The sequence below is a fragment of the Arthrobacter sp. Y81 genome (assembly GCF_002929335.1).
GTDB lineage: Bacteria > Actinomycetota > Actinomycetes > Actinomycetales > Micrococcaceae > Arthrobacter.
This window is the reverse complement of record NZ_PJIL01000009.1, coordinates 43,055-63,668: the sequence shown is the minus strand read 5'-3', so window position 1 is coordinate 63,668 and position 20,614 is coordinate 43,055. Positions and strand designations below refer to the sequence as shown.

Genomic DNA, 20,614 nt, shown 5'->3' with positions numbered 1-20,614 from the left:
CACGACATGGCGATCGAGATTCGTCCGGCAACGGTGTTCGAGGACGTACGAACGATGGTGGGACCCAAGCGGCCCGATGCGTCCGTGTGCTGGTGCCTGAGCTACCGCATCCGCTCCAAGCAGAACGTGGAGTTGCGCGGCACTGAGCGCGGGGAGCTGGTGAAGCAGCTCGTGAAACAGAATCCGCCGCCCGGGGTGATCGCGTACGACGGCGATGAGGTGGTGGGCTGGTCGGGTGTCCATCCGCGCGCCGACACCAGCTTTGCCCGCAACCGCAAGATCCCCCACGTGGACGACCTGGACGTGTGGTCGGTGTGGTGCATCCGGGTGCGGCCCGGACACCGCGGTGAGGGAATCTCCCACCACCTGCTGCGGGGGGCGGTCGACTTCGCCCGCAGCTACGGTGCGCCGGCCATCGAGGGCTACCCCGTCGATAACCAGGGAAGCCACGTCGACCTGACCATGGCATATGTGGGCACGCGCCAGCTCTTCGAAAGGGCAGGCTTCACCAAGGCCGCCGACACCGACTCCGTGGTCAATGGCTTCCCCCGGGTGCTGATGCGCCTGGACCTGCGCTGACCGCGCCTCCGGTGGCACGCAGGGCGCGTCAAACCGCTTAACGCAATGTCGGCGGCGTCACACCCCACGGCATAGGATCGAAAGTGTGGAACTAACCGAGAGGACGCTACGGCGGCCTTGTGGCAGGTAGGCAAGCCGCAGAAACTACTTGAGAGTATGGATCATGGCTTCGAAGAATGACCCCGAATCCGACGTCGATGCGGAGTCAGGCCAGCACGGCGGTGTCCAGTCAGTGGACCGGGCCCTCGCAGTCCTGGAAATCCTGGCGCGCGACGGCCATGCGGGCGTGAGCGACATCGCCGAGGAGATGGGCATCCACAAGTCCACCGTCTCCCGGCTGCTGGGTTCGCTGGTGAGCAGGGAAATGGTCCACCAGAACAGCGATCGCGGTAAGTACCAGCTGGGGTTCGGCATCCTGAGGCTGGCAAGCTCCATCCCCGGGCGGCTCAGCCTGGTCCGAGAGGCCCGGCCCGTGCTGGAAAACCTGGCTGAGGAATTCAAGGAGACGGTGAACCTCGCCGTCCTGCGCTCCAACTACGCCGTCAACGTGGACCAGGCCATGGGCCCGTCAACGCTGGCCACCTACGACTGGGTGGGCAGCCTGACGCCGCTCCACGCGACCTCGAGCGGGAAGGTCCTGCTGGCAGCACTGTCCGCGGATGACCGGGACCGCGTCCTGAAGGAGACCGGACTTCCGGCCCGGACGCCGCGGACCATCACCAACAGGAACAAGCTCGAAACCCAGCTCCTCGATGTCGCCCGCGAGGGCTATGGAGTGGTCCGGGAGGAGTTCGAAATCGGGCTCAACTCGATGTCCGTGCCCGTGTACAACCATCTGGGTGCGGTCATCGGGGCAGTCAGCATCTCCGGCCCGGCCTTCCGCTTTGATCCCGAAACGGCCCCGGGACTCCTCGAAGCACTGAAACAGGCGGGCCTGCAGATCAGCGCAAAGATGGGCTACACCGGCCGTTAAACACCGAACCGGTGGTTGAGCCTGCCGAAACAAGCTCAACCACCGGAACGAAGCCTCAACTAGCGCGGAACGATGTCCCCGACCTTCTCCTGCACCCAGTCATGGAAGGCGCCGATGTGGTGCTCGCTCGGCACCAGCACGCCGCCCTTGGCGTAGACCTTCGAGCCCATGGCCGGCTGGCACCGCTCGCAGGCGTCGAAGTCCTGCTGGTTGACGCGGTGGAACAGCTCCACTGAAGCGCTGACGTCCTTGCCACTCTCCACCACGCTGGGCACGTACAGCCAGTCGCACTCCACGATCGTGTGGTCGGCGGCCATCGGGAACATGCGGTGGATGATCACGTGGTCCGGGACCAGGTTCACGAACACCGTGGGCTTGATGGTGATGGCGTAGTACCGGCGGTCCTGGTCCTCGCTCACCCCGGGAATCAGGTCCAGCCCCTCCGAGCCGTCCACCGTGAAGCCCTTGACGTCCTCGCCGAACTCGGCGCCGTGGCCCACGAAGTACTGCGCAGCCAGGCCGTCGGCGAACTCCGGAAGGACCTCGGTCAGTTCCGGGTGGATGGTGGCGCAGTGGTAGCACTCCATGAAGTTCTCGATGATGAGCTTCCAGTTCGCCTTCACGTCATAGCGGATGCGGCGGCCCAGGCTGAGGTTGGCCACGTCATAGCCTTCGATCGCCTTGAGGTCGCCGAGCCGTTCCTCGATGGCACCCATGACCTCCTCTTCGAATGACGGCGGCTCGTCGGCCAGGCATACCCACACGTAGCCCAGGTATTCGCGGATGTGGACCTTCACCAGGCCGTACTCGTCCCGGTCGATGTCCGGCATCTTGGTCAGGTTGGGCGCCGCGATGAGCTTGCCCTCGAAGTCATAGGTCCAGGCGTGGTACGGGCACTGGAACGAGCGTGCGGCTTCACCCTGCTCTTCCATGCACAGCTTGACGCCACGGTGCCGGCAGATGTTGTAAAAGGCGCGGATTCCGCCCTTGCGGGTGCGGCTGATCAGCACGCTCTCCCGCCCGATCTGCACCGTCCGCCAGGCGCCTGCCTTGTCCAGGTCGGCGGACCGCACGGCGCAGAACCACATCTGCTCGAAGATCCGCTCCTGCTCGGCCCGGAACACGGCCTCATCCACATAGGTGTAACCGGGCAGCGTGGGAATCAGACTCGGGGCACTTACCTCAACAGACAATTTGTCCTCCTAACGAACAAAAGATCAACAACAACGAAAGCCAAAACTTATGTAGGGACGGGGTTTTCGGGTACGGGTTTCAGGAACAGGATTTTCAGGACACGACGGCGGCCCCCACGAGTGCGGAGGCGTCCGCACAGGCAGCCTGCCTGTTGTGCTGGTCCGCCGGCCGGGTGTGCGGCCGCGCAGTGGTCGCCGCACCCTGCGGGGCGGAGGTCGCCGCGGCCGGCGCCTGGAGGCTCCGCCGCCACTTGGTGAACAGCCGCGGCTGGTTCATCCCGAGGACCGCGACGGGAACATCCCCGCGGTAGTAAACGGCAAGGCAGCTGTGCGTCAGGACGTCGCCGACTTCGATCTCCAGGCGGTCGTAGCCTGCGGAGTGGCCGGCGAACTGCAGCTTGACCCCGTACTGGTCGGACCAGAAATAGTGTGGCTTGGCCGGCTTCGGCGCGGCGTCCGCATCCAGCAACGCCTCAACAGCCAGGGCGGCACGCTCCCGGGCCCCGGTCCAGTGCTCCACCCGGCGGTGTGTGCCCACAGCCTCGTCGAACCAGGCGGCGCAGTCCCCCACTGCCACGATTCCCGGCAGTCCGGTGCGTCCCATGGCGTCGCACAGGACGCCGCCGCGGAGCTCCAGGCCGGAGCCCTCCAGCCACCCGGTGTTCGGCTCGGCTCCAATGCCAACCACCACGACGTCGGTGGCCACATAGCGTCCGCCGGCCAGCCGGAGTCCGCTGACGTTGCCTTCGCCGCTGTAGAAGTCCTCTATAACGGCGGAGGAAATCAGCTCCACGCCGTTGGCTGCGTGGAGTCCGGCCACGACGCCGCCCATCTCCGTGCCGAGCTGGGCGGCGAACGGTACGGGCTTGGTGTCGATCATGGTCACTTCCATGCCCCGGGACGCGGCAGCCGATGCAACTTCCGCACCGATGAATCCGGCACCGATCACGGCCATCCTGCTCCCGGGCACCAGCTCGGGCGCAAGGCTCTGTGCGTCCCCGAGGGTACGCAGGGTGAAGACGTTGCTCAGCCCGGCCAGGACGGGCAGCTGCCGCGCCCTCGCGCCGGTGGCAATGACAATGCCGTCCGCCTGCACAGTGCGGCCGTCCATAAGGAGGATGGTCCGCGAGGAGGCATCCAGGGAGGCGGCCTCGGTGCCCAGAACCCATTCCGCCTCCAGATCGTCGGTGCCGGATTCCAGTAGCAGGTCCTCCGCCGTGACCGTACCGAGCAGGAAGTCCTTGGACAGGGGCGGCCGGTCGTACGGCCGGTGGGGTTCATCGCCAATGATGACCAGCCGTCCGGTAAAGCCTTGGGCGCGGGCCGCCCGGGCGGCGGAAAGGCCTGCCAGGGAAGCTCCCACAATCGCAAGCGTCTGCATTCAACATCCTCTTTCAATTGCTTCTTACGCAACAACAATCGCTATATGCAACAGCGTGATCTATGCCACGGTCACTGTCAAGGGTCTTCCCGCAAGGAAGACGCCGACCCGCAACAGAGAAGAAAAGCCTTGACAAGCACTGTGAGCTACCGCACTCTGTTGCTTATTGCGATTGCTGTTGTTTACTACGGAACTCCGCTCGGCGGTCGTCGCACAGCCAGGATCCCCGAAACGAAGAAGAGGTCCCTCCATGCACAAGGCATGCCCGCTCAGTGAACTGGCGCCAGGGGAAGCGCTGCGGCTAAATACGTCGCCGCCCATCGCCGTCTTCCACACCGAGGAGGGCGAGCTTTTTGCCATTGACGACACGTGCACCCATCAGGATGCCTCCCTGGCGGACGGCTGGGTGGAGGACTGCTGGGTCGAATGCCCGCTCCACGCGTCACGGTTCAACCTGCGCACGGGAAGCGTCGACGCCCCGCCGGCCAAGCTGCCGGTCCGCTCCCACGAAGTCACAGTGATCGATGGCGACATCATGATCACCGAATCCGATGAGGTTCCCAACCTCCCCCCAGGCCTGACAGTGGACGGCCACGTCTAGCGCCAGCCCACGAATCCGAACAGAGGAATCCCTCATGGCATTGAACAGCGACACCAGCTTGAACAGTGACATAAGCGTGGACACCGAAGTCAACGTCAACACCCCCGCCGCACACGCGGCAGTCCTAACACCTTCAACCCCTTCGGAACCCGAGCCGACGGCCCCGGATCCGCTCCCTCCCGCACCGCACCTGGACGCCGAGGACTATGACCAGCTCCTGCAGGAACTGCGCCAGACCAAGACCGAGCGGGCCGTGACGGAACGACGGAACCGCAAGCTCACCCTCGACAAGGTCACGTTCGGGATCACGGGCGCCTGCGCCATCGCCTTCGTGCTGTGGGGCTTCCTCGGACGGGACAGCCTCGGCGCCACGTCGCAGGCCGTCCTCGACTGGGTCATGGAGTACACAGGTTGGCTCTTTATGGTCCTGGCCTCGCTCTTCGTGGTCTTTGTCCTGTGGCTGGCCCTCGGTAAGTTCGGCAACATCCCGCTGGGCAAGGACGGCGAAAAACCTGAATTCCGCACCATCTCCTGGGTCTCCATGATGTTTGCCGCGGGCATGGGCATCGGGCTCATGTTCTACGGCGTGGCTGAGCCCCTGTACCACTACATCTCGCCGCCGCCCGGAACCGTGGATGGACGGACCCCCGCAGCCATCCAGACCGCCATGGCCACCTCCATCTTCCACTGGACCCTGCACCCGTGGGCAATGTACGCGGTGGTGGGCATCGCGATGGCCTACGGCACCTACCGCCTGGGCCGCAAGCAGCTCATCTCCGCGGCCTTCACCTCGCTCTTTGGCATCAGGATGGTTGAGGGACCCGTCGGCAAGTTCATCAATGTGCTGGCAATTTTCGCCACACTGTTCGGTACCGCTGCATCGTTGGGCCTTGGCGCCCTCCAGATCGGCAGCGGCCTGACGTCCAACGGCTGGGTCGGAGAACTCGGCACCCCTGTGCTCGTGGTGATCGTCGCCATCCTGACCTCATGCTTCGTGGCCTCCGCGGTCTCGGGCATCAGCCGCGGCATCCAGTGGCTGTCCAACATCAACATGGTCCTGGCCGTCGTCCTGGCACTCATCGTCTTTGTTGCCGGCCCCACCCTCTTTATCCTCAACCTGATTCCGGCCGCCGTCGGCGACTACGCCAGGGACCTGGCGGAAATGTCCTCCCGGACGGAAGCCGTGGGAGATGAGGCACTGCGGAGCTGGATGTCCAGCTGGACCATCTTCTACTGGGCCTGGTGGCTGTCCTGGACACCGTTTGTCGGCATGTTCATCGCCCGCATCAGCCGGGGACGCACCATCCGGCAGTTTGTCACCGGAGTGCTGCTGGTTCCCAGCATTGTCAGCGTGATCTGGTTCGGCATCTTCGGCGGCACCGCCTTCAGCATCCAGCAGCAGGCCGATAAGACGGAGAATCCCGCCGACGGCCTCGTGAAGATGGTCGACGGCGCACCCTCCATCTCCTTCGACGGAGCCCTCTTCGACCTGGTCAAGAACCTGAACATGCCTGCCTGGGCCACCGCCGCAGTCATCGTCCTGGCCATGGTGCTGGTGGCCATCTTCTTCATCACCGGAGCAGACTCAGCGTCCATCATCATGGCCTCCCTGAGCTCCAACGGCTCCAGCGAACCCCGCCGCGGGCTCGTGATCTTCTGGGGCCTGCTGACTGGTGGAGTGGCAGCCGTCATGCTGCTTGCCGGCGGAGATGAACCGTCCGAGGCGTTGTCCGGCCTGCAGCGCATCACCATCGTGGCCGCCCTGCCCTTCGTGCTGGTCATGCTGCTGCTCTGTGTCGCACTGACCCGTGACCTGCGCCGCGATCCGCTGGCCTTGCGGCAGCGGCTCGCCACAACCGTCGTCGAACGCGCCATCCGCACCGGCGTGGAACAGCACGGCGGTGTGCAGTTTGAACTCGTAACCAAGCATGACTGCGACGGACGCTGTTCCGCCGAGGCCCGTTGTCCGGGGGAGTCCACGAACACCGGCTCCATCACCGCCGTCGCACCCACTGACGCCAGCAAATAGGAGAAATCGTGACCACAATCCTTGAAAGCCGCCCGGCGGGCGTGGAGTCGGCCGGCAACCCGGTAACGGCCGTGGCGGGCGCCGCGACAGCGGTCTCCAAGACCCGCCCGGCGGAGTTCGTCCTCACCCTGGCCTGCCCCGAGCGGCCCGGCATCGTCCGGGCTGTCACCGCCTTCCTGGCCGACCGCGGCTTCGACATCGTGGAGCATCAGCAGTTCGATGACCACGTCAGCGGCAAGCTCTACCTGCGCACGGCGTTCACCGGAGGCGGCTCCGGTTCCGGTGACCGGGCCCGCGGGGAGCTCGGCCAGGTCGCGGAGGGCCTCACCGCCGAGTTTGAGCCGACAGCCAGCGAATTCGGGATGGACTTCACTATCCACGACGGCAGGCCGCAGCGGCTGCTGGTGATGGTCTCGAAGTTCGGGCACTGCCTCAACGACCTGATCTTCCGCTGGCAGGCGGGCAGCCTGGGCGCGGAGATCGCCGTCGTGGTCTCCAACCACGAGGACCTGCGCGCCATGGCCGAATCCGCCGGACTTCCCTTCATCCACGTCCCAGTGACGCCCGGCACCAAGCCGGAAGCCGAGGCGCGGCTGCTGGAACTCGTGGCCCAGTACGACGCGGACCTGGTGGTCCTGGCCCGCTACATGCAGGTCCTGTCCAACGACCTGTGCACCAGCCTCCGCGGCCGTGCCATCAACATCCACCATTCGTTCCTGCCCGGCTTCAAAGGCGCCAAGCCCTACCACCAGGCCTACGACCGCGGTGTGAAGCTCGTCGGGGCCACGGCGCACTACGTGACGCCGGACCTGGACGAAGGACCCATCATCGAGCAGGAGGTCTTCCGGGTGGACCACAGCCTTGATGCGGACGCCCTGGTGACGGTCGGCCGGGATGCCGAATCGCAGGCCCTGTCCCGGGCCGTGAAGTGGCATTGCCAGCACCGCGTCCTGCTCAACAACACCCGCACCGTCGTATTCCGCTAACGCGAACCAGGAGAACCACTTATGAGCGCATCACCACGCGTTGTCATCATCGGCGCCGGCATCGTCGGCACCAACCTTGCGGACGAACTCGCCAGCCGCGGCTGGAACAACATCACGGTCGTCGAACAGGGTCCGCTGGAGCTGGCCGGCGGATCCACCTCGCACGCCCCCGGACTGGTCTTCCAGACCAACCCGTCCAAGACCATGACCGAATTCGCCAGCTACACGGTGGACAAGCTGCTCTCCCTCAGCGCCGACGGAGTGTCCTGCTTCAACCAGCTGGGCGGACTTGAGCTGGCCACCACCGAGGCGAGGCTGCAGGACCTCAAGCGCAAGCTGGGGTACGCCACCTCCTGGGGCATCGAGGGCCGGATCATCGATCCCGACGAGTGCGAGAAGCACTACCCGCTGCTCAACGCCGCCGCCTTCGGGGACGGACGCGAAGTGCTCGGCGGCCTCTACGTCCCCACGGACGGCCTGGCCTCCGCGGCCCGCGCCGTCCAGCTGCTGATCAGCCGCACGCGCGAAGCCGGCGTAACCTACCTCGGCTCCACCGCCGTGACGGGCATCGAGCAGACAGGCGGCAAGGTCACCGGCGTCGAAACGGCCGACGGCGTGATCCCGGCGGACATCGTGGTGTCCTGCGCCGGGTTCTGGGGCCGCGAGCTCGGCAAGATGGTGGGCATGAAGGTGCCGCTGCTGCCGCTGGCGCACCAGTACGTGAAGACCACGCCGCTTCCGGAGCTGAAGGGCCGGAACGAGCTTCCCAACGGCGCCCGCCTGCCCATCCTGCGGTACCAGGACAAGGACCTGTACTACCGCGAGCACGGCGACCGGATCGGCATCGGCAGCTACGCGCACCGCCCCATGCCCGTGGACATGGACCAGCTGCCCCGGGTCGGCGCGGAGGAGATGTCCGATCACCGCATGCCGTCCCGGCTGGACTTCACCATGGAGGACTTCCTGCCCGTGTGGGAGGACAGCAAGGAACTCCTTCCGGCCCTCCGCGGCGCGCAGATCGAGGACGGCTTCAACGGGATCTTCTCCTTCACCCCCGACGGCGGCCCGCTCATGGGCGAGTCCCCCGACCTCGAGGGCTTCTTCGTGGCCGAGGCCGTCTGGGTCACCCATTCGGCCGGCGTCGCCAGGGCCATGGCCGAGCTTCTCATCGAGGGCCGGTCCCGCACCGACCTGCACGGCTGTGAGCTCACCCGCTTCGAGAAGGTCCAGACCAGCGACGAGTACGTCAGCGAAACGTCGCAGCAGAACTTCGTGGAGATCTACGACATCCTGCACCCGCTCCAGCCCAAGGAATCACCCCGGGACCTGCGCGTCAGCCCGTTCAACGTCCGGCAGAAGGAGCTGGGAGCGTTCTTCCTGGAGTCCGCCGGCTGGGAGCGCCCGCACTGGTTCGAGGCCAACCGCGGCCTGCTCGACGAGCTGCCGGCGGAATGGCAGGCGCCGGAGCGGGACGACTGGTCCGCCATGTTCCACTCCCCCATCTCGGCGGCCGAGGCGTGGAAGACGCGCACCGCCGTCGGGCTTTATGACATGACGCCGCTGAAGCGGCTGGAGGTCAACGGACCGGGCGCCCAGGCGCTGCTGCACCGCCTGAGCACCGGCAACATCGCCAAGAAGCCCGGCGCCGTGACGTACTGCCTGCTGCTGGAGCACGACGGCGGCATCCGCAGCGATGTAACCGTTGCCCGCCTCGCGGAGGAACAGTTCCAGCTGGGCGTGAACAGCAACGTGGACTTCGACTACCTGCGCGTCGAGGCCAGGAAGCAGTCGGCCGCGGATCCCGCCCAGTGGGTGCACGTCTCCGACATCACGGGCAGCACGTGCTGCATCGGGCTGTGGGGGCCGCTGGCACGTGAAGTGATCGGCAAGGTCAGCGGGGACGACCTCAGCAATGACGGCCTGAAATACTTCCGGACCAAGGAGATTTCGGTGGGCGGCATCCCGGTCACGGCCATGCGGCTCTCCTACGTCGGCGAGCTCGGCTGGGAGCTCTACACCACGGCGGAATACGGGCTGAAGCTCTGGGACCTCCTCTTCGAGGCGGGGCGGGAACACGGCATCATCGCGGCTGGCCGCGGCGCGTTCAACAGCATGCGGCTCGAGAAGGGCTACCGGCTGTGGGGCACGGACATGACCTCCCAGCACCACCCCTACGAGTCCGGGCTGGGCTTCTCCATCGCCAAGGACAAGGAAGGCTTTGTGGGCTGCGAGGCCCTGGCCGCCCGCAAGGAACAGCCGGCCACCCGGGCGCTGCGGTGCCTGACCGTGGACGACGGCACGTCCGTGGTGCTGGGCAAGGAACCGGTGTACGTCAACGGTGAAGCCGCCGGGTACGTCACGAGCGCGGCATACGGCTACTCGGTGCGCAAGCCGATTGCATACGCCTGGCTGCCGGCCGCTGTCTCCGTCGGTGATTCCGTGGAGGTGGAGTACTTCGGCGAGCGCATCGCGGCGACCGTCACGGCCGAACCGCTGTTCGATCCCGGCATGGAGCGGCTGCGCGGCTAACGCTCCAGCGCACCGTCCTGACCTCTTTTTGCGCCAGAACGACGGCGACACACCGGCGAGTCCGGAGCGTCGCCGTCGTTCTCGGTTTAAACAGGGTCAACGGGGATGCGGCCGCCGTCATGATCACCTCTTCATGCGGTTAAGACCCTGCGTTGTGAACGATTCGCATCACGTTAGGAGAACGACCCATGGCCGCTTTGTTCGAACTGTTTATGGACGCGGACGATTGCTTCAGGTTCCGACTGGTCGCAGAGGATGGTGAGGTGATGCTCACTTCGGTGGCCTACGCGTACGAGGACGTCGCAATTGCCGGGATCTGGGCCGTGCGCGAAGCAGCAGTCACCGGGAGCATCGTGGATCTCACCGACTTGAAGCCCACAGCCTGAAGAGATTTTTCGCCAGCATCGATCCAAGCCAGTGAGCCTAGCTCAGTTCCGATCCGCTCTGTTGCTCGTACGCGGTGCGCAGCCCCGCCTTGGCACGGATGAGCAACGCGGACACCGCGTTGGGTTCGAGGCCCAGGATCGGTGCTATGTTTCGTGGCTTCTCGCCCATGACCTCGGCGTACCAGAGCACCGTCCGCCAGCGCTCCGGCAGGGAACGCATCGCAGCAGCGACGTGTTCCTGTTCGAACACAGTCAGGACCGTCTCGAGCCCCTGATCATCGACAGGTCCCGGATCCAGGACTTCGTCGGGTGCCGGTTGCTCACGAACACGTTTGCTCCAGAACGTCATAGCCACGGAACGGATTGCGGTGCTCAGATACGGGCCAAACACGTCCGTGGGCCCGTAGCCGTTCCTGATTGCGCCAACAGCCTTGGCGAACGCGTCATGAAGCACATCCTCGGCCTCCTGGGCGCCGGACATTAGACCCCGGATGAACCGCAGCCCCGGCTCGCGGTGCCGTTCATACAGCACCGCCATGGACTCTGCATCCCCGGCCCGGACGCCGGCAATCAAGTCCGATTCATCGCCCCGGATACCGCCGGATGGCTCGTCGGATGCTGCACGGCGCCGATGCCCGCCCCCCGGTGAAACGTGCTCAATTGTTTCCATGTGGTTGCCTGCCCTCGACGCCGAAAAGCGAGAACGCACTGCAAGCGCCTCACCCCATTTACCGCGGGCGGGCCTGTTTCATGACGCGGAAACCGAAATTGTTGTGAAAGCGTTTGCAGGGGTTGGCAGGTCCGGGCCTTGGGGGGGCCCGGCCCGCAGTAGTCCGTCACGGACTCCGGGCAGCACGGTTAGAACTCCGGGTGGTTCCGCCGTCGCGGCGGGATCCTAATTACTGCGGGAGGATTCTTGTGATGCCGGACGGCCAGGAGACTTTGTCAACGCGTTCGATTGAGCTGCAGCGGGCTCGTCCGATATCTGAGCTGCGCCTGCCTTCACGGGCAGCAAACGGCCTCGCCCGGCACGGCGTGAACAGCATCGGACAGCTCATTGCACGCTCGCGGCAGGATCTAAAGAACGAGATTAACGGCCTCGGGATCGGCAGCATCCGTGACATTGAGGAAGCCCTGAAGCGGGAAGGCCTGAGCCTCGCCACCGCCGGAAGAGCGCCACGGTATAGCCGCCCACTCAGCCGGCATGCCAGGAATCACCACGCCTGGCTGGCTGGTCTGCCGATCTTGAATGAGGCGGGCGGGGTTCAGTGAAGTATTGCCGATTTCCGCTGCCCCCTCCGGCCCGCACCGGCCGCGTGGTCCACCAACACTCGCGAAACGATTGCCGGCTGGAAGATCGTGGCCGGCGATTCGTTTGCGGCTGGCAGCAGCGCAACTGCGGCGGGCCGTTCCTACACGGGATCCGGGGGCCTGTCGGGAGGCCGGATCGCCGCTGACCGGTAAAGTGGGGACCAATCAGCATACGCAGTAATTGGGGGTGTTCGGTATGTCGGAAGGACCTGACGGGCGGCTGACCCTATCAGTGGGCCAGCAGGAGTTTGAGCAATTGAACCGTGAGTGGGCTGACTATGTCGCCGGGGCCAGTGCGGGATCAAGCCCGGTCGACCCGGTTCTCACCCTGAGGCGTACCGGCGGGGTCCTGCGTTCCCTGGACCGGTTGTTGGCTTCGATCGGCCGCGAGGCCCCATCCGGCGCCGAGCACCACGGCGCCGAGGACCGCGAGTCCGAGCACCGCGGGTAGAGGCCGTCACCGTCACGCGCCGACTTGTTCATGTTTTTTATGACCAAAACGCCCTGAACCCTTCATTAGGTGATTATGTGAGCGCTACCACATTTCCGCGCCAGCCGGAATTAGTCGTCCGCCCGGAGTCACTATGTTCACCCTTTGCCGTCAATCACGTGTCGTTTCCGCGTGCCGGGCAGCGCTGTGAAGGCCGCCGCAACCCCGCCGGACGGCGCGTCTGCGGGTACGGGTGCCGCAGCGGCAGAAGCTGAGGCGAGGCTCGTACAGGACTGCCGGGAAGGCAAGACCGGGGCCGTCCTGGAATTGTTCAGAACCCACTGGGAACCGGCCTTGGCTTATGCCAACGTGCTGAGCAGGTCGTCACATGATGCCGAGGATGCCGCCGCTACGGCATTCCTTAAGTCCCTGACCGCAATGCGACGCGGAAAAGGGCCAGACGGCCCGGTCAGACCATATCTCCTGAGGGCTGTCCGCACGGCGGCATGTGACCGCCATTTGTCCGCCGAGCATCCGTCAGGGCGAATCATCGAGCTGGCTGACGGCCATAACACTGACGGGCTCCTCAACGGCTCCAAGGAACACGACTTCGTCGCGGAGGCCTTCGCGACTCTCCCCCTTCGCTGGCAAAGAGTCCTGTGGTATGTCGAGATCGAAGGACTGAAGCCGCGCGAGGCCGCGCCGCTTCTCGACGTCGCCCCCAACGCACTCTCAGCCCTCCTCCGGCGTGCCCGCAAAGGACTTCGTGAGGCCTATCTCCTGGTGTATCTGCGCGACTCCGAAAGCCGCGGCTGCGACTCCATGCTGCGGATGTTGGCCGAATCTGCCCTCGACCGCACTACGGCGGCAGGCCAGGCCAAAGTGGACGGACACGTCCGCACGTGCCGGAACTGCCGTGTGGCACTCCGGGGTTTGCGTGGTGTCCGTTCCAGAATGCAAGGTCTCCTGAATCCCGGGCTCCTGCCGGCGGCGCTCTCGCCACTCACCGCTGTCCGGATCCTCGAAACCTTGTCATCCCCGCCGCACTTCCCCTTGGGCCACATCGCGGAAACCATCAATGAATCTGCTGACGTTGCACGTTCGCTCTTCCAAGGACTGAAAACAATTGGCGCATCGGCGGCGGTCGTCGTCCTTATGGTCCTGCCGGCAGCCCCGAACGCTGCAACACCTGAGCTGGAACCTCCTGGTCGCCAAGGTACTTGCGGCCCTTACGGAACATCCGTCGGTTGCGTGCACCGTGCAGCCACCGCCCCGGATTACCTGCAGTTGCGGGCAGTGACCCGATCATCCCGATAGCGCCATTTGCAGATACGGCGCCAGGTGGTCCTGACCGTCTTTTCGGCTAGCCCGCCGCGTAGGTTCTGGCTTCACGCTGAATGAGCCGGGTGACCTTTTCGACCCGTTCAGACATGTACGTACCAACCTGGAGCCGGTCGCCGGGCCAGCTGGAGGCCTCCCAGGAGTCTTCCAGGGCTTTGGCCAGGGCACGGGACAGGGAGTACACCTTCCACGAGTGCTTCACGTAGTGGAGGGCCCGCCTCCGGTACTCGGGGCTCTGCCTCAACAGCTGGACGGCGGCGCGCGCAAGGGCTTCGCCCAGCAGTTTTTCGCCGGCTTGAATATTTTCCATGCGGACCTTCACCATCCCCAGTGCGCGGACAAGATCTTCCTTGAACTGTTCCCTTCGAGTGTCGCGAAAGTAGCTCAGCATCGGCTCAAGCCGATGCAAGGATTGGCTCAAGACCCGGCCGCGGGTCCACTCTGGCATCACGGTGTAGCTAGGCGTAGCGTCATTCACATAGGCAGGCGGCGGCGTCGCTGGATTGTGGCGGGGCCACATTTGTGGCCGGGCGCCGCCACAGCGGTGTCAATCCACTGAAGGAGTCGGCGATGGCCGGATGGAACGCGGATACAGCTGCCGGGCCACTGGGGTCCGGAACAGTCACGCTGGTGGAAGGTTCATCGTTCTGTATCTCTTCGGCCAACGGGGACATCCATCCGGAACACCCGCACGGGGTTTTCCATGAGGACACCCGGATCCTGTCCCGCTGGAACCTGACGGTCAATGGCCAGTCCATCGAGCCGCTCGCGGCGGAGACGAAGGAGCCGTACCGCGCGCGGTTTGCCGGCCGTGTACCCCGTTCGGACGGGTATGCGGACAGCCCGCTGATCGTGGAGCGGCTGCGGGAAGTGGGTGCGGGAATCCTGGAGGAGATCACCGTCAGGAACTACTCGTCCGACGCCGCAGAGTGCGTGGTGGAGCTGAGCGTTGAAGCGGATTTCGCGGACCTCTTCGAGGTCAAGGAGGCCCGGATCCAGCGCCGCTGGGAAGAAAGCCGCGAGCCGGACGGTGACACGCTGACCATCCGGGCCGCCTGGCAGGACGTCCGGAAGGGAGTCGTCGTCAAAGCAGGTGGCGCCGACATCGAAGCGGAGGCCCTGACCTACCGGATGGTCGTCCCGCCGCACGGGGAGTGGAACACATGGGTCAGCGTGGTGCCCAAGGTCGACGGCACGGGCCCCGCTGAGCCGTTCGCCCACACGCCTGGCGGGAAAATGTCCCCCCGCGACCTGCGCAGGCAGGCCTGGGTGTCCAAGATTCCCGTGCTGCACATGGGAAACCGCTCCATAGAACGGACCATCCGCCGCAGTTACGACGATCTGGGCGCCCTGCGGATTGAGGATCCGCAGCACCCGGAGCGGATCGTCGTGGCAGCCGGCGCGCCCTGGTTCATGACGCTTTTCGGACGCGACTCGCTGTTTGCCTCGATCATGTCGATGCCCGTGGACCCGTCCCTCGCCCTGGGCACGGTGCAGACCCTGGCCGACCGCCAGGGCAGCGCGGTGGACCTGATGAGCGAGGAGGAGCCCGGCAAGATCCTGCACGAAGTCAGGCTGGACGTTTCCAGCGGGCTGGCGCTGGGCGGAAAATCCGCTTACTACGGCAGCGTCGACGCCACGCCGCTGTTCCTGATAGTCCTCGGCGAGGTGGGCCGCTGGGGTTTTGCCGCGGAGACCATTGCTGCCCTGCTGCCCCATGCAGACCGGGCGATGGAGTGGATCCGGAACTACGGGGACCGCGACGGCGACGGGTTCGTCGAATACGCGCGCCTCAACGAAAGGGGCCTGATCAACCAGGGCTGGAAGGATTCGTGGGACGGCGTCAATTTCGCCGATGGCCGCATGGCCGAGGCTCCGATCGCGTTGTGCGAGGTGCAGGGTTACGTTTACGGCGCATATATGGCGCGGTCGTGGATGGCGTACGACGCCGGTGACGAGGCTTTGGCCTCCGACCTCCGGGACCGCGCGGCCAGGCTGAAGAAGCAGTTCAACGAACAGTTCTGGCTACCCGAGCGCGGCTATTACGCCATCGCGTTGGACCGCAACAAGCGTCCGGTCGATGCGTGCGCGTCCAACATGGGCCACTGCCTGTGGAACGGCATCATCGACGAGGACAAGGCGCCGATGGTGGTGGAACGGCTGATGTCCCCGGAAATGTTCAGCGGCTGGGGAGTGCGGACCCTGGCAACCGACATGGGAGCCTACAATCCTGCCAGCTACCACAACGGCTCGGTCTGGCCGCACGACAATGCCATCATCCAGGCCGGCCTCCTCCGCTACGGGTTCGTGGAGGAGGCGCAGCGGATTTCCACGGCCCTGCTGGAGGCAGCCGAGTACTCGGAGGGGCGGCTGCCCGAACTGTTCTGCGGCTTCGACCGGCAGCACTTCACCGCTCCCGTGCCCTACCCCACCGCGTGCTCGCCCCAGGCATGGGCGGCGACCACACCGATCTACCTCGTGACGAACCTGATGCGCTACAACCCCCACGTTTCCGAAGGCGGGCTCTGGATGGACCCCGTGCTCCCGGAATCCTACGGGGACCTCCGCATCACCAACGCGCCCATGGCCGGCGGCCGGATCACCATCGACATTTCCGGCTCCGAGGCGACCATCCAGGGATTGCCCGAGGGCATGGTCCTCCACCACGGAACCCGGCCTTGGATGTCCGACCTGGTGCAGAAGGCCAGGATGCACAAGAACGACTAGGCATCAGCCTCGTGTGGCACGAACCGGACGAACATCGCCTTGAAGCCGGGGGTGTTGGATTCGCGGGCGACGTTTTCCTTGTGGACCAGGGCGTTGGCCTCGGGGAAGTACGCCGCAGCGCAGCCCTTCGCCGTCGGGTAGGCCACCAGCCGGAACTTGTCCGCCTGCCGGTCGATCCCCCGGAAGGTGCTCACCACGTCCACCAGGTCCCGGTCCTGGAAGCCGAGCCCGGCCAGGTCCTCGGGGTGGACCAGGATCACCCGGCGGCCGTCGGAAATCCCGCGGTACCGGTCATCGAGGCCGTAGAACGTGGTGTTGTACTGGTCGTGGCTGCGGATGGTCTGGAGCACCAGGTGACTGTCCGGCGGAGTCAGGTATTCCAGCGGGCTGACAGTGAAGCGGCCGCGGCCGATGTCCGTCTTGAAGGACCGGGTATCGCGCGGCGGGTTGGGCAGCACAAAGCCGTTCCTGGTCCGGACCCTGGCGTTGAAGTCCTGGAAACCCGGGATGACGCGGGAGATGTGGTCCCGGACCACGTCGTAGTCCCCGGCCATGGCCTTCCAGTTGACCGGGTGGTCCTCGCCGAAGGTGGCGTCGGCCATCCGGGCGATGATCACCGGCTCGGCGAGCAGGTGCTCGGAGACCGGCTGGAGCCTGCCCTGGGTGGAGTGGACCACGGACATGGAATCCTCCACGGACAGGAACTGGGCGCCGCCCGGATGTTTGTCGTCCTTGTCCGTCCGGCCCAGCGTGGGCAGGATGAGCGAGGTGCGCCCGTGCACCACGTGGGAGCGGTTCGGCTTGGTGGACACGTGCACGGTCAGGCCGATCCGCTGCATCCCGGCCTCCAGCATCTCGGTGTCGGAGCAGGCCAGCGAGAAGTTGCCGCCCATGGACACAAAGACGTCCACGTCGTCGCGCTCAAAGGCCTCCATGGCCTCCACTGCGTCAACGCCGTGGCCGCGCGGGGAGGTGATCCCGAATTCCTTGTCAAGGGCTTCGAGCAGCCATTCCTTGGGTTTCTCCCAGATGCCCATGGTCCGGTCGCCCTGGACGTTGGAGTGCCCGCGGACCGGGCAGGCCCCCGCGCCGGGCTTGCCGAAGTTGCCCTGCAGGAGCAGGACGTTGACCATTTCCTTGATGGTGTCCACCGAGTGCGGCTGCTGCGTCACGCCCAGGGCCCAGCAGAAAATCGTGGCCTTGGACCGGATCAGCATTCCGGCCACGTCCTCGATCTGCTTCCGCGCCAGGCCGGTGGCCTTCTCGATCTCGTCCCAGTCCAGTTCCCGGCGGGCGTTGCGGTAGGCGTCGAAGCCGTCCGTCTGCGCGTCGACGAAGGAGCGGTCGACGACGGTGCCGGGGTTCCGTTCCTCCTCCGCCAGGAGCAGGTGGCCGAGGGCCTGGAACAGGGCCAGGTCCCCGCCGACCTTGATCTGCAGGTATTCATCGGCCAGCGGGGTGCCGCCGCCCACCACACCGGAGATGGTCTGCGGGTCCTTGAAGTTGAACAGGCCGGCTTCGGGCAGCGGGTTTACCGCCACCACCTTGCCGCCCTTGTCCTTGCACTCCTTGAGCGCCGAGAGCATCCGGGGATGGTTGGTACCCGGGTTCTGCCCGACCACAAATATGAGCTCGGAGTCGTGGATGTCGTCCAGCGACACGGTCCCCTTGCCGATGCCGATGGTCGGATTCAGCGCCGAACCCGAGGATTCATGGCACATGTTCGAGCAGTCCGGCAGGTTGTTGGTGCCCAGTGCCCGGGCGAACAGCTGATACATAAACGCCGTCTCGTTGGCTGTGCGCCCCGAGGTGTAGAAGACGCAGCGGTCCGGCGTGGAGGCCCGGATTTGCTCGCCGATGAGTTCGAACGCGTCCGCCCAGGAGATCGGCGAGTAGTGCGTTTCGCCTTCGCGGATCACCACCGGCTCGCTGAGCCTGCCCTGGTTGCCCAGCCAGTACTCGGTCTTCCCCCTCAGCTCCGCGATGGAGTGCTTCGCCCAGAACTCCGCCCCGACCGTGCGCAGGGTGTTCTCCTCCGCCACCGCCTTGGCGCCGTTCTCGCAGAACTCGGCCACCTTGCGCTTCTTGTCCGATTCGGGCCACGCACAGCCGGGGCAGTCGAAGCCGCCGCGCTGGTTCAGGCGCAGTAGCGACTGGGCCGTCCGGGACACCCCGGCCTGGGCCACGGCGCGCTCCAGCGCCACCATCACCGCCTTCACGCCCGCCGCCTGCGTCTTCGGCTTATGGACTTCCAGCTCGTCCTCGTTGATGTCCGCGACGGGAGCAGGCTGCCTGCCGAACTTCAGGGGCACGCCTTTCATTGGCTGACCCTGGCCAGCGTCTCCCGCTCCGCCCCGATGGTGGTGCCGTCGCCGTGGCCGGTGCGCACCACTGTCCGTGCGGGCAGCGTCAGCAGCCGTTCGCGGATGGAGGTGAGGATGGTGGGGTAGTCGCTGTAGGACCGGCCGGTGGCGCCCGGTCCGCCGTTGAACAGTGTGTCCCCGGTGAAGACCGTGCCTTCCTCCTCGAGGTGGAAGCAGGTGGACCCCGGCGAGTGGCCCGGCGTGTGGAGGGCGCGCAGTGTCGCCCCGCCCACCTGGAACACGTCGCCGTCGGCGAGGTAACGGTCCGGCTTGGCGTCCGGGTAGACCTGCTCCCAGAGCACCAGGTCGTCAGGATGCAGGTAGACCGGCGCGTTCACGGCCTCCGCCACGGCACGCGCGGCGCCGATGTGGTCGTTGTGCGCGTGCGTGAGCAGGATGGCCAGGACCTTCCGGCCGCGGACCTGGCTGATGATCGCCGCGGCATCATGCGGTGAATCGATGATCACGCATTCGTCCTCGTTCCCCACGATCCAGACGTTGTTGTCCACGTCCCAGGTGCCGCCGTCGAGCGAAAACGTCCCCGAGGTGACCAGGTTCTCGATGGTGACGCTCACGCGGACACCGCCGTGACAGTCTCAGCGGACGTGACGGTCCCGGCGGCCGGGCGGATTTCCACCACGGAACGCAGCACCTTGCCCTCGTGCATCTTGCCGAAGGCCTCTTCCACCTGGTCGATGGTGATGCGCTCGGTCACGAACGCGTCCAGGTCCAGGTTGCCCAACTTGTACTGCGCCACCAGCATAGGGAAGTCGCGGGAGGGCAGGCAGTCGCCGTACCAGGAGGACTTCAGGGATCCGCCGCGGCCGAAGACATCCAGCAGCGGCAGCTCGAGCTTCATGTCCGGCGTCGGAACGCCCACCAGCACCACGCGGCCGGCGAGGTCCCGGGCGTAGAACGCCTGCTTGTACGTTTCGGGGCGGCCCACCGCCTCGATCACGACGTCGGCACCGTTGCCGCCGGTCAGTGCCCGGATGGCCTCGATGGGGTCCTCCTTGCTGGAGTCCACGCCGTGGGTGGCGCCGAGGGACTTGGCCATTTCGATCTTGTTGGCGTCGATGTCGACCGCGATGATCGTCGTGGCGCCGGCCAGCTTTGCCCCGGCGATGGCGGCGATGCCAACACCGCCGCAGCCGATCACGGCGACGGATTCGCCACGCTTGACTTCACCGGTGTTGATGGCGGCGCCGATGCCTGCCATCACTCCGCAGCCGAGCAGTCCGACGGCGGCGGGATCGACGTCGTCGTCAATCTTGGTGCACTGCCCGGCACCGACGAGCGTTTTCTCGGCGAAGGCGCCGATGCCGAGCGCAGGCGAGAGTTCGGTGCCGTCCTCAAGCGTCATTTTCTGCGTCGCGTTGTGCGTGTTGAAGCAGTACTGCGGCTGGCCCTTGGCGCAGGCGCGGCATTCACCGCACACGGCCCGCCAGTTCAGGATCACGCGGTCGCCGGGAGCCACTTCGGTGACATCCGGTCCGACGGCGCTGACCACACCGGTGGCCTCATGGCCCAGCAGGATGGGGAAATCGTCAGTGATTCCGCCCTGCTTGTAGTGCAGGTCCGTGTGGCAGACACCGCAGGTAAGGATGTCCACGAGGGCCTCTCCCGGCCCCGGATCCGGCACCAGGATGGTCTCAACCGATACCGGGGCATTCTTTTCCCTGGCTATGACGGCCTTTACTTTGTGAACCATGATTCCTGTGTTCCTTTCGTTGATCGGACGAATATCGCCGATCCGACTAACAAATACTAGAAGCTGCGGTGCCC

General features: G+C 65.6%; 18 protein-coding genes. 11 read left to right on the top strand and 7 right to left on the bottom strand.

All coding sequences use genetic code 11. The features are described 5' to 3' along the window. Positions 1 to 6 precede the first annotated feature (6 nt). On the top strand, positions 7 to 579 hold the full coding sequence (locus tag CXQ91_RS13365) for a GNAT family N-acetyltransferase (RefSeq protein WP_104174405.1): 573 nt from the start codon (positions 7 to 9) through the stop codon (positions 577 to 579). Between the two features lie 163 nt (positions 580 to 742). Beyond that, positions 743 to 1,552, top strand: coding sequence for an IclR family transcriptional regulator (locus tag CXQ91_RS13360; protein ID WP_104174404.1), 810 nt, complete (start codon positions 743 to 745; stop codon positions 1,550 to 1,552). 59 nt (positions 1,553 to 1,611) lie between these two features. On the opposite strand, the gene CXQ91_RS13355 is transcribed toward CXQ91_RS13360, so the two are convergent. Then, a complete protein-coding gene (locus CXQ91_RS13355; protein WP_104174403.1) occupies positions 1,612 to 2,745 on the bottom strand; it encodes an aromatic ring-hydroxylating dioxygenase subunit alpha in 1,134 nt (377 codons plus the stop codon). A gap of 94 nt (positions 2,746 to 2,839) precedes the next feature. Beyond that, a complete protein-coding gene (locus CXQ91_RS13350; protein WP_104174402.1) occupies positions 2,840 to 4,126 on the bottom strand; it encodes an NAD(P)/FAD-dependent oxidoreductase in 1,287 nt (428 codons plus the stop codon). A gap of 250 nt (positions 4,127 to 4,376) precedes the next feature. On the opposite strand from CXQ91_RS13350, the gene CXQ91_RS13345 reads away from it, so the two are divergent. The 5 genes from CXQ91_RS13345 to CXQ91_RS13325 all read left to right on the top strand — a co-directional run bounded on the left by CXQ91_RS13345 (position 4,377) and on the right by CXQ91_RS13325 (position 10,657). After that, complete coding sequence (locus CXQ91_RS13345; protein ID WP_104174401.1) at positions 4,377 to 4,727, top strand: bifunctional 3-phenylpropionate/cinnamic acid dioxygenase ferredoxin subunit; 351 nt, start codon at positions 4,377 to 4,379, stop codon at positions 4,725 to 4,727. 34 nt (positions 4,728 to 4,761) lie between these two features. Continuing rightward, entirely contained in the window at positions 4,762 to 6,756 is a 1,995-nt protein-coding gene (locus CXQ91_RS13340) for a BCCT family transporter (RefSeq protein WP_104174400.1), read from the top strand. Between the two features lie 8 nt (positions 6,757 to 6,764). After that, positions 6,765 to 7,742: a formyltetrahydrofolate deformylase gene (purU, locus tag CXQ91_RS13335; protein ID WP_181038879.1), complete on the top strand. Its 978-nt coding sequence runs from the start codon at positions 6,765 to 6,767 to the stop codon at positions 7,740 to 7,742. A 21-nt stretch (positions 7,743 to 7,763) separates the two neighbouring features. Further along, positions 7,764 to 10,271, top strand: a complete 2,508-nt coding sequence (locus tag CXQ91_RS13330) for an FAD-dependent oxidoreductase (protein WP_104174399.1) — start codon at positions 7,764 to 7,766, stop codon at positions 10,269 to 10,271. Positions 10,272 to 10,459: 188 nt separating this feature from the next. Then, positions 10,460 to 10,657 (top strand): DUF1508 domain-containing protein, encoded by a 198-nt coding sequence (locus tag CXQ91_RS13325; RefSeq protein WP_104174398.1) that lies wholly within the window; start codon positions 10,460 to 10,462, stop codon positions 10,655 to 10,657. Positions 10,658 to 10,694: 37 nt separating this feature from the next. Here the strand turns inward: CXQ91_RS13325 and CXQ91_RS13320 are convergent, their stop codons facing one another. Further along, entirely contained in the window at positions 10,695 to 11,327 is a 633-nt protein-coding gene (locus tag CXQ91_RS13320; protein WP_104174397.1) for an RNA polymerase sigma factor, read from the bottom strand. Between the two features lie 251 nt (positions 11,328 to 11,578). Between CXQ91_RS13320 and CXQ91_RS13315 the strand changes: the two genes are divergently transcribed. The 3 genes from CXQ91_RS13315 to CXQ91_RS13305 all read left to right on the top strand — a co-directional run bounded on the left by CXQ91_RS13315 (position 11,579) and on the right by CXQ91_RS13305 (position 13,715). Beyond that, positions 11,579 to 11,929, top strand: a complete 351-nt coding sequence (locus CXQ91_RS13315; RefSeq protein ID WP_104174396.1) for a DNA-directed RNA polymerase subunit alpha C-terminal domain-containing protein — start codon at positions 11,579 to 11,581, stop codon at positions 11,927 to 11,929. Between the two features lie 235 nt (positions 11,930 to 12,164). Further along, positions 12,165 to 12,419 (top strand): hypothetical protein, encoded by a 255-nt coding sequence (locus CXQ91_RS13310; protein WP_146072338.1) that lies wholly within the window; start codon positions 12,165 to 12,167, stop codon positions 12,417 to 12,419. Positions 12,420 to 12,590: 171 nt separating this feature from the next. After that, positions 12,591 to 13,715: an RNA polymerase sigma factor gene (locus CXQ91_RS13305; protein ID WP_219816524.1), complete on the top strand. Its 1,125-nt coding sequence runs from the start codon at positions 12,591 to 12,593 to the stop codon at positions 13,713 to 13,715. A gap of 46 nt (positions 13,716 to 13,761) precedes the next feature. On the opposite strand, the gene CXQ91_RS13300 is transcribed toward CXQ91_RS13305, so the two are convergent. After that, the gene (locus tag CXQ91_RS13300; protein ID WP_146072336.1) at positions 13,762 to 14,130 is read right to left on the bottom strand and encodes a hypothetical protein; all 369 of its coding nucleotides are present in this window, start codon (positions 14,128 to 14,130) and stop codon (positions 13,762 to 13,764) included. A 179-nt stretch (positions 14,131 to 14,309) separates the two neighbouring features. Between CXQ91_RS13300 and CXQ91_RS13295 the strand changes: the two genes are divergently transcribed. Continuing rightward, positions 14,310 to 16,466, top strand: a complete 2,157-nt coding sequence (locus CXQ91_RS13295) for a glycogen debranching N-terminal domain-containing protein (protein ID WP_104174392.1) — start codon at positions 14,310 to 14,312, stop codon at positions 16,464 to 16,466. Here CXQ91_RS13295 and CXQ91_RS13290 read toward each other — a convergent pair. The 3 genes from CXQ91_RS13290 to CXQ91_RS13280 are packed head-to-tail and all read right to left on the bottom strand — an operon-like array spanning position 16,463 to position 20,540. After that, positions 16,463 to 18,787 (bottom strand): FdhF/YdeP family oxidoreductase, encoded by a 2,325-nt coding sequence (locus CXQ91_RS13290; RefSeq protein WP_104174391.1) that lies wholly within the window; start codon positions 18,785 to 18,787, stop codon positions 16,463 to 16,465. The two genes, CXQ91_RS13295 and CXQ91_RS13290, sit on opposite strands and share 4 nt — an antisense overlap. After that, on the bottom strand, positions 18,784 to 19,404 hold the full coding sequence (locus CXQ91_RS13285) for an MBL fold metallo-hydrolase (protein ID WP_104174390.1): 621 nt from the start codon (positions 19,402 to 19,404) through the stop codon (positions 18,784 to 18,786). Before CXQ91_RS13285 ends, CXQ91_RS13290 begins: the two co-directional genes overlap by 4 nt. Beyond that, on the bottom strand, positions 19,401 to 20,540 hold the full coding sequence (locus CXQ91_RS13280) for an S-(hydroxymethyl)mycothiol dehydrogenase (protein ID WP_104174389.1): 1,140 nt from the start codon (positions 20,538 to 20,540) through the stop codon (positions 19,401 to 19,403). Before CXQ91_RS13280 ends, CXQ91_RS13285 begins: the two co-directional genes overlap by 4 nt. Positions 20,541 to 20,614: the final 74 nt, after the last annotated feature.

Coding starts and splice junctions, on each gene's coding strand:
- CXQ91_RS13365 (WP_104174405.1), top strand. CDS start 7: ATGGCGATCGAGATTCGTCCGGCAACGGTGTTCGAGGACGTACGAACG.
- CXQ91_RS13360 (WP_104174404.1), top strand. CDS start 743: ATGGCTTCGAAGAATGACCCCGAATCCGACGTCGATGCGGAGTCAGGC.
- CXQ91_RS13350 (WP_104174402.1), bottom strand. CDS start 4,126: ATGCAGACGCTTGCGATTGTGGGAGCTTCCCTGGCAGGCCTTTCCGCC.
- CXQ91_RS13345 (WP_104174401.1), top strand. CDS start 4,377: ATGCACAAGGCATGCCCGCTCAGTGAACTGGCGCCAGGGGAAGCGCTG.
- CXQ91_RS13340 (WP_104174400.1), top strand. CDS start 4,762: ATGGCATTGAACAGCGACACCAGCTTGAACAGTGACATAAGCGTGGAC.
- CXQ91_RS13330 (WP_104174399.1), top strand. CDS start 7,764: ATGAGCGCATCACCACGCGTTGTCATCATCGGCGCCGGCATCGTCGGC.
- CXQ91_RS13325 (WP_104174398.1), top strand. CDS start 10,460: ATGGCCGCTTTGTTCGAACTGTTTATGGACGCGGACGATTGCTTCAGG.
- CXQ91_RS13320 (WP_104174397.1), bottom strand. CDS start 11,327: ATGGAAACAATTGAGCACGTTTCACCGGGGGGCGGGCATCGGCGCCGT.
- CXQ91_RS13315 (WP_104174396.1), top strand. CDS start 11,579: ATGCCGGACGGCCAGGAGACTTTGTCAACGCGTTCGATTGAGCTGCAG.
- CXQ91_RS13310 (WP_146072338.1), top strand. CDS start 12,165: ATGTCGGAAGGACCTGACGGGCGGCTGACCCTATCAGTGGGCCAGCAG.
- CXQ91_RS13300 (WP_146072336.1), bottom strand. CDS start 14,130: ATGCTGAGCTACTTTCGCGACACTCGAAGGGAACAGTTCAAGGAAGAT.
- CXQ91_RS13295 (WP_104174392.1), top strand. CDS start 14,310: ATGGCCGGATGGAACGCGGATACAGCTGCCGGGCCACTGGGGTCCGGA.
- CXQ91_RS13290 (WP_104174391.1), bottom strand. CDS start 18,787: ATGAAAGGCGTGCCCCTGAAGTTCGGCAGGCAGCCTGCTCCCGTCGCG.
- CXQ91_RS13280 (WP_104174389.1), bottom strand. CDS start 20,540: ATGGTTCACAAAGTAAAGGCCGTCATAGCCAGGGAAAAGAATGCCCCG.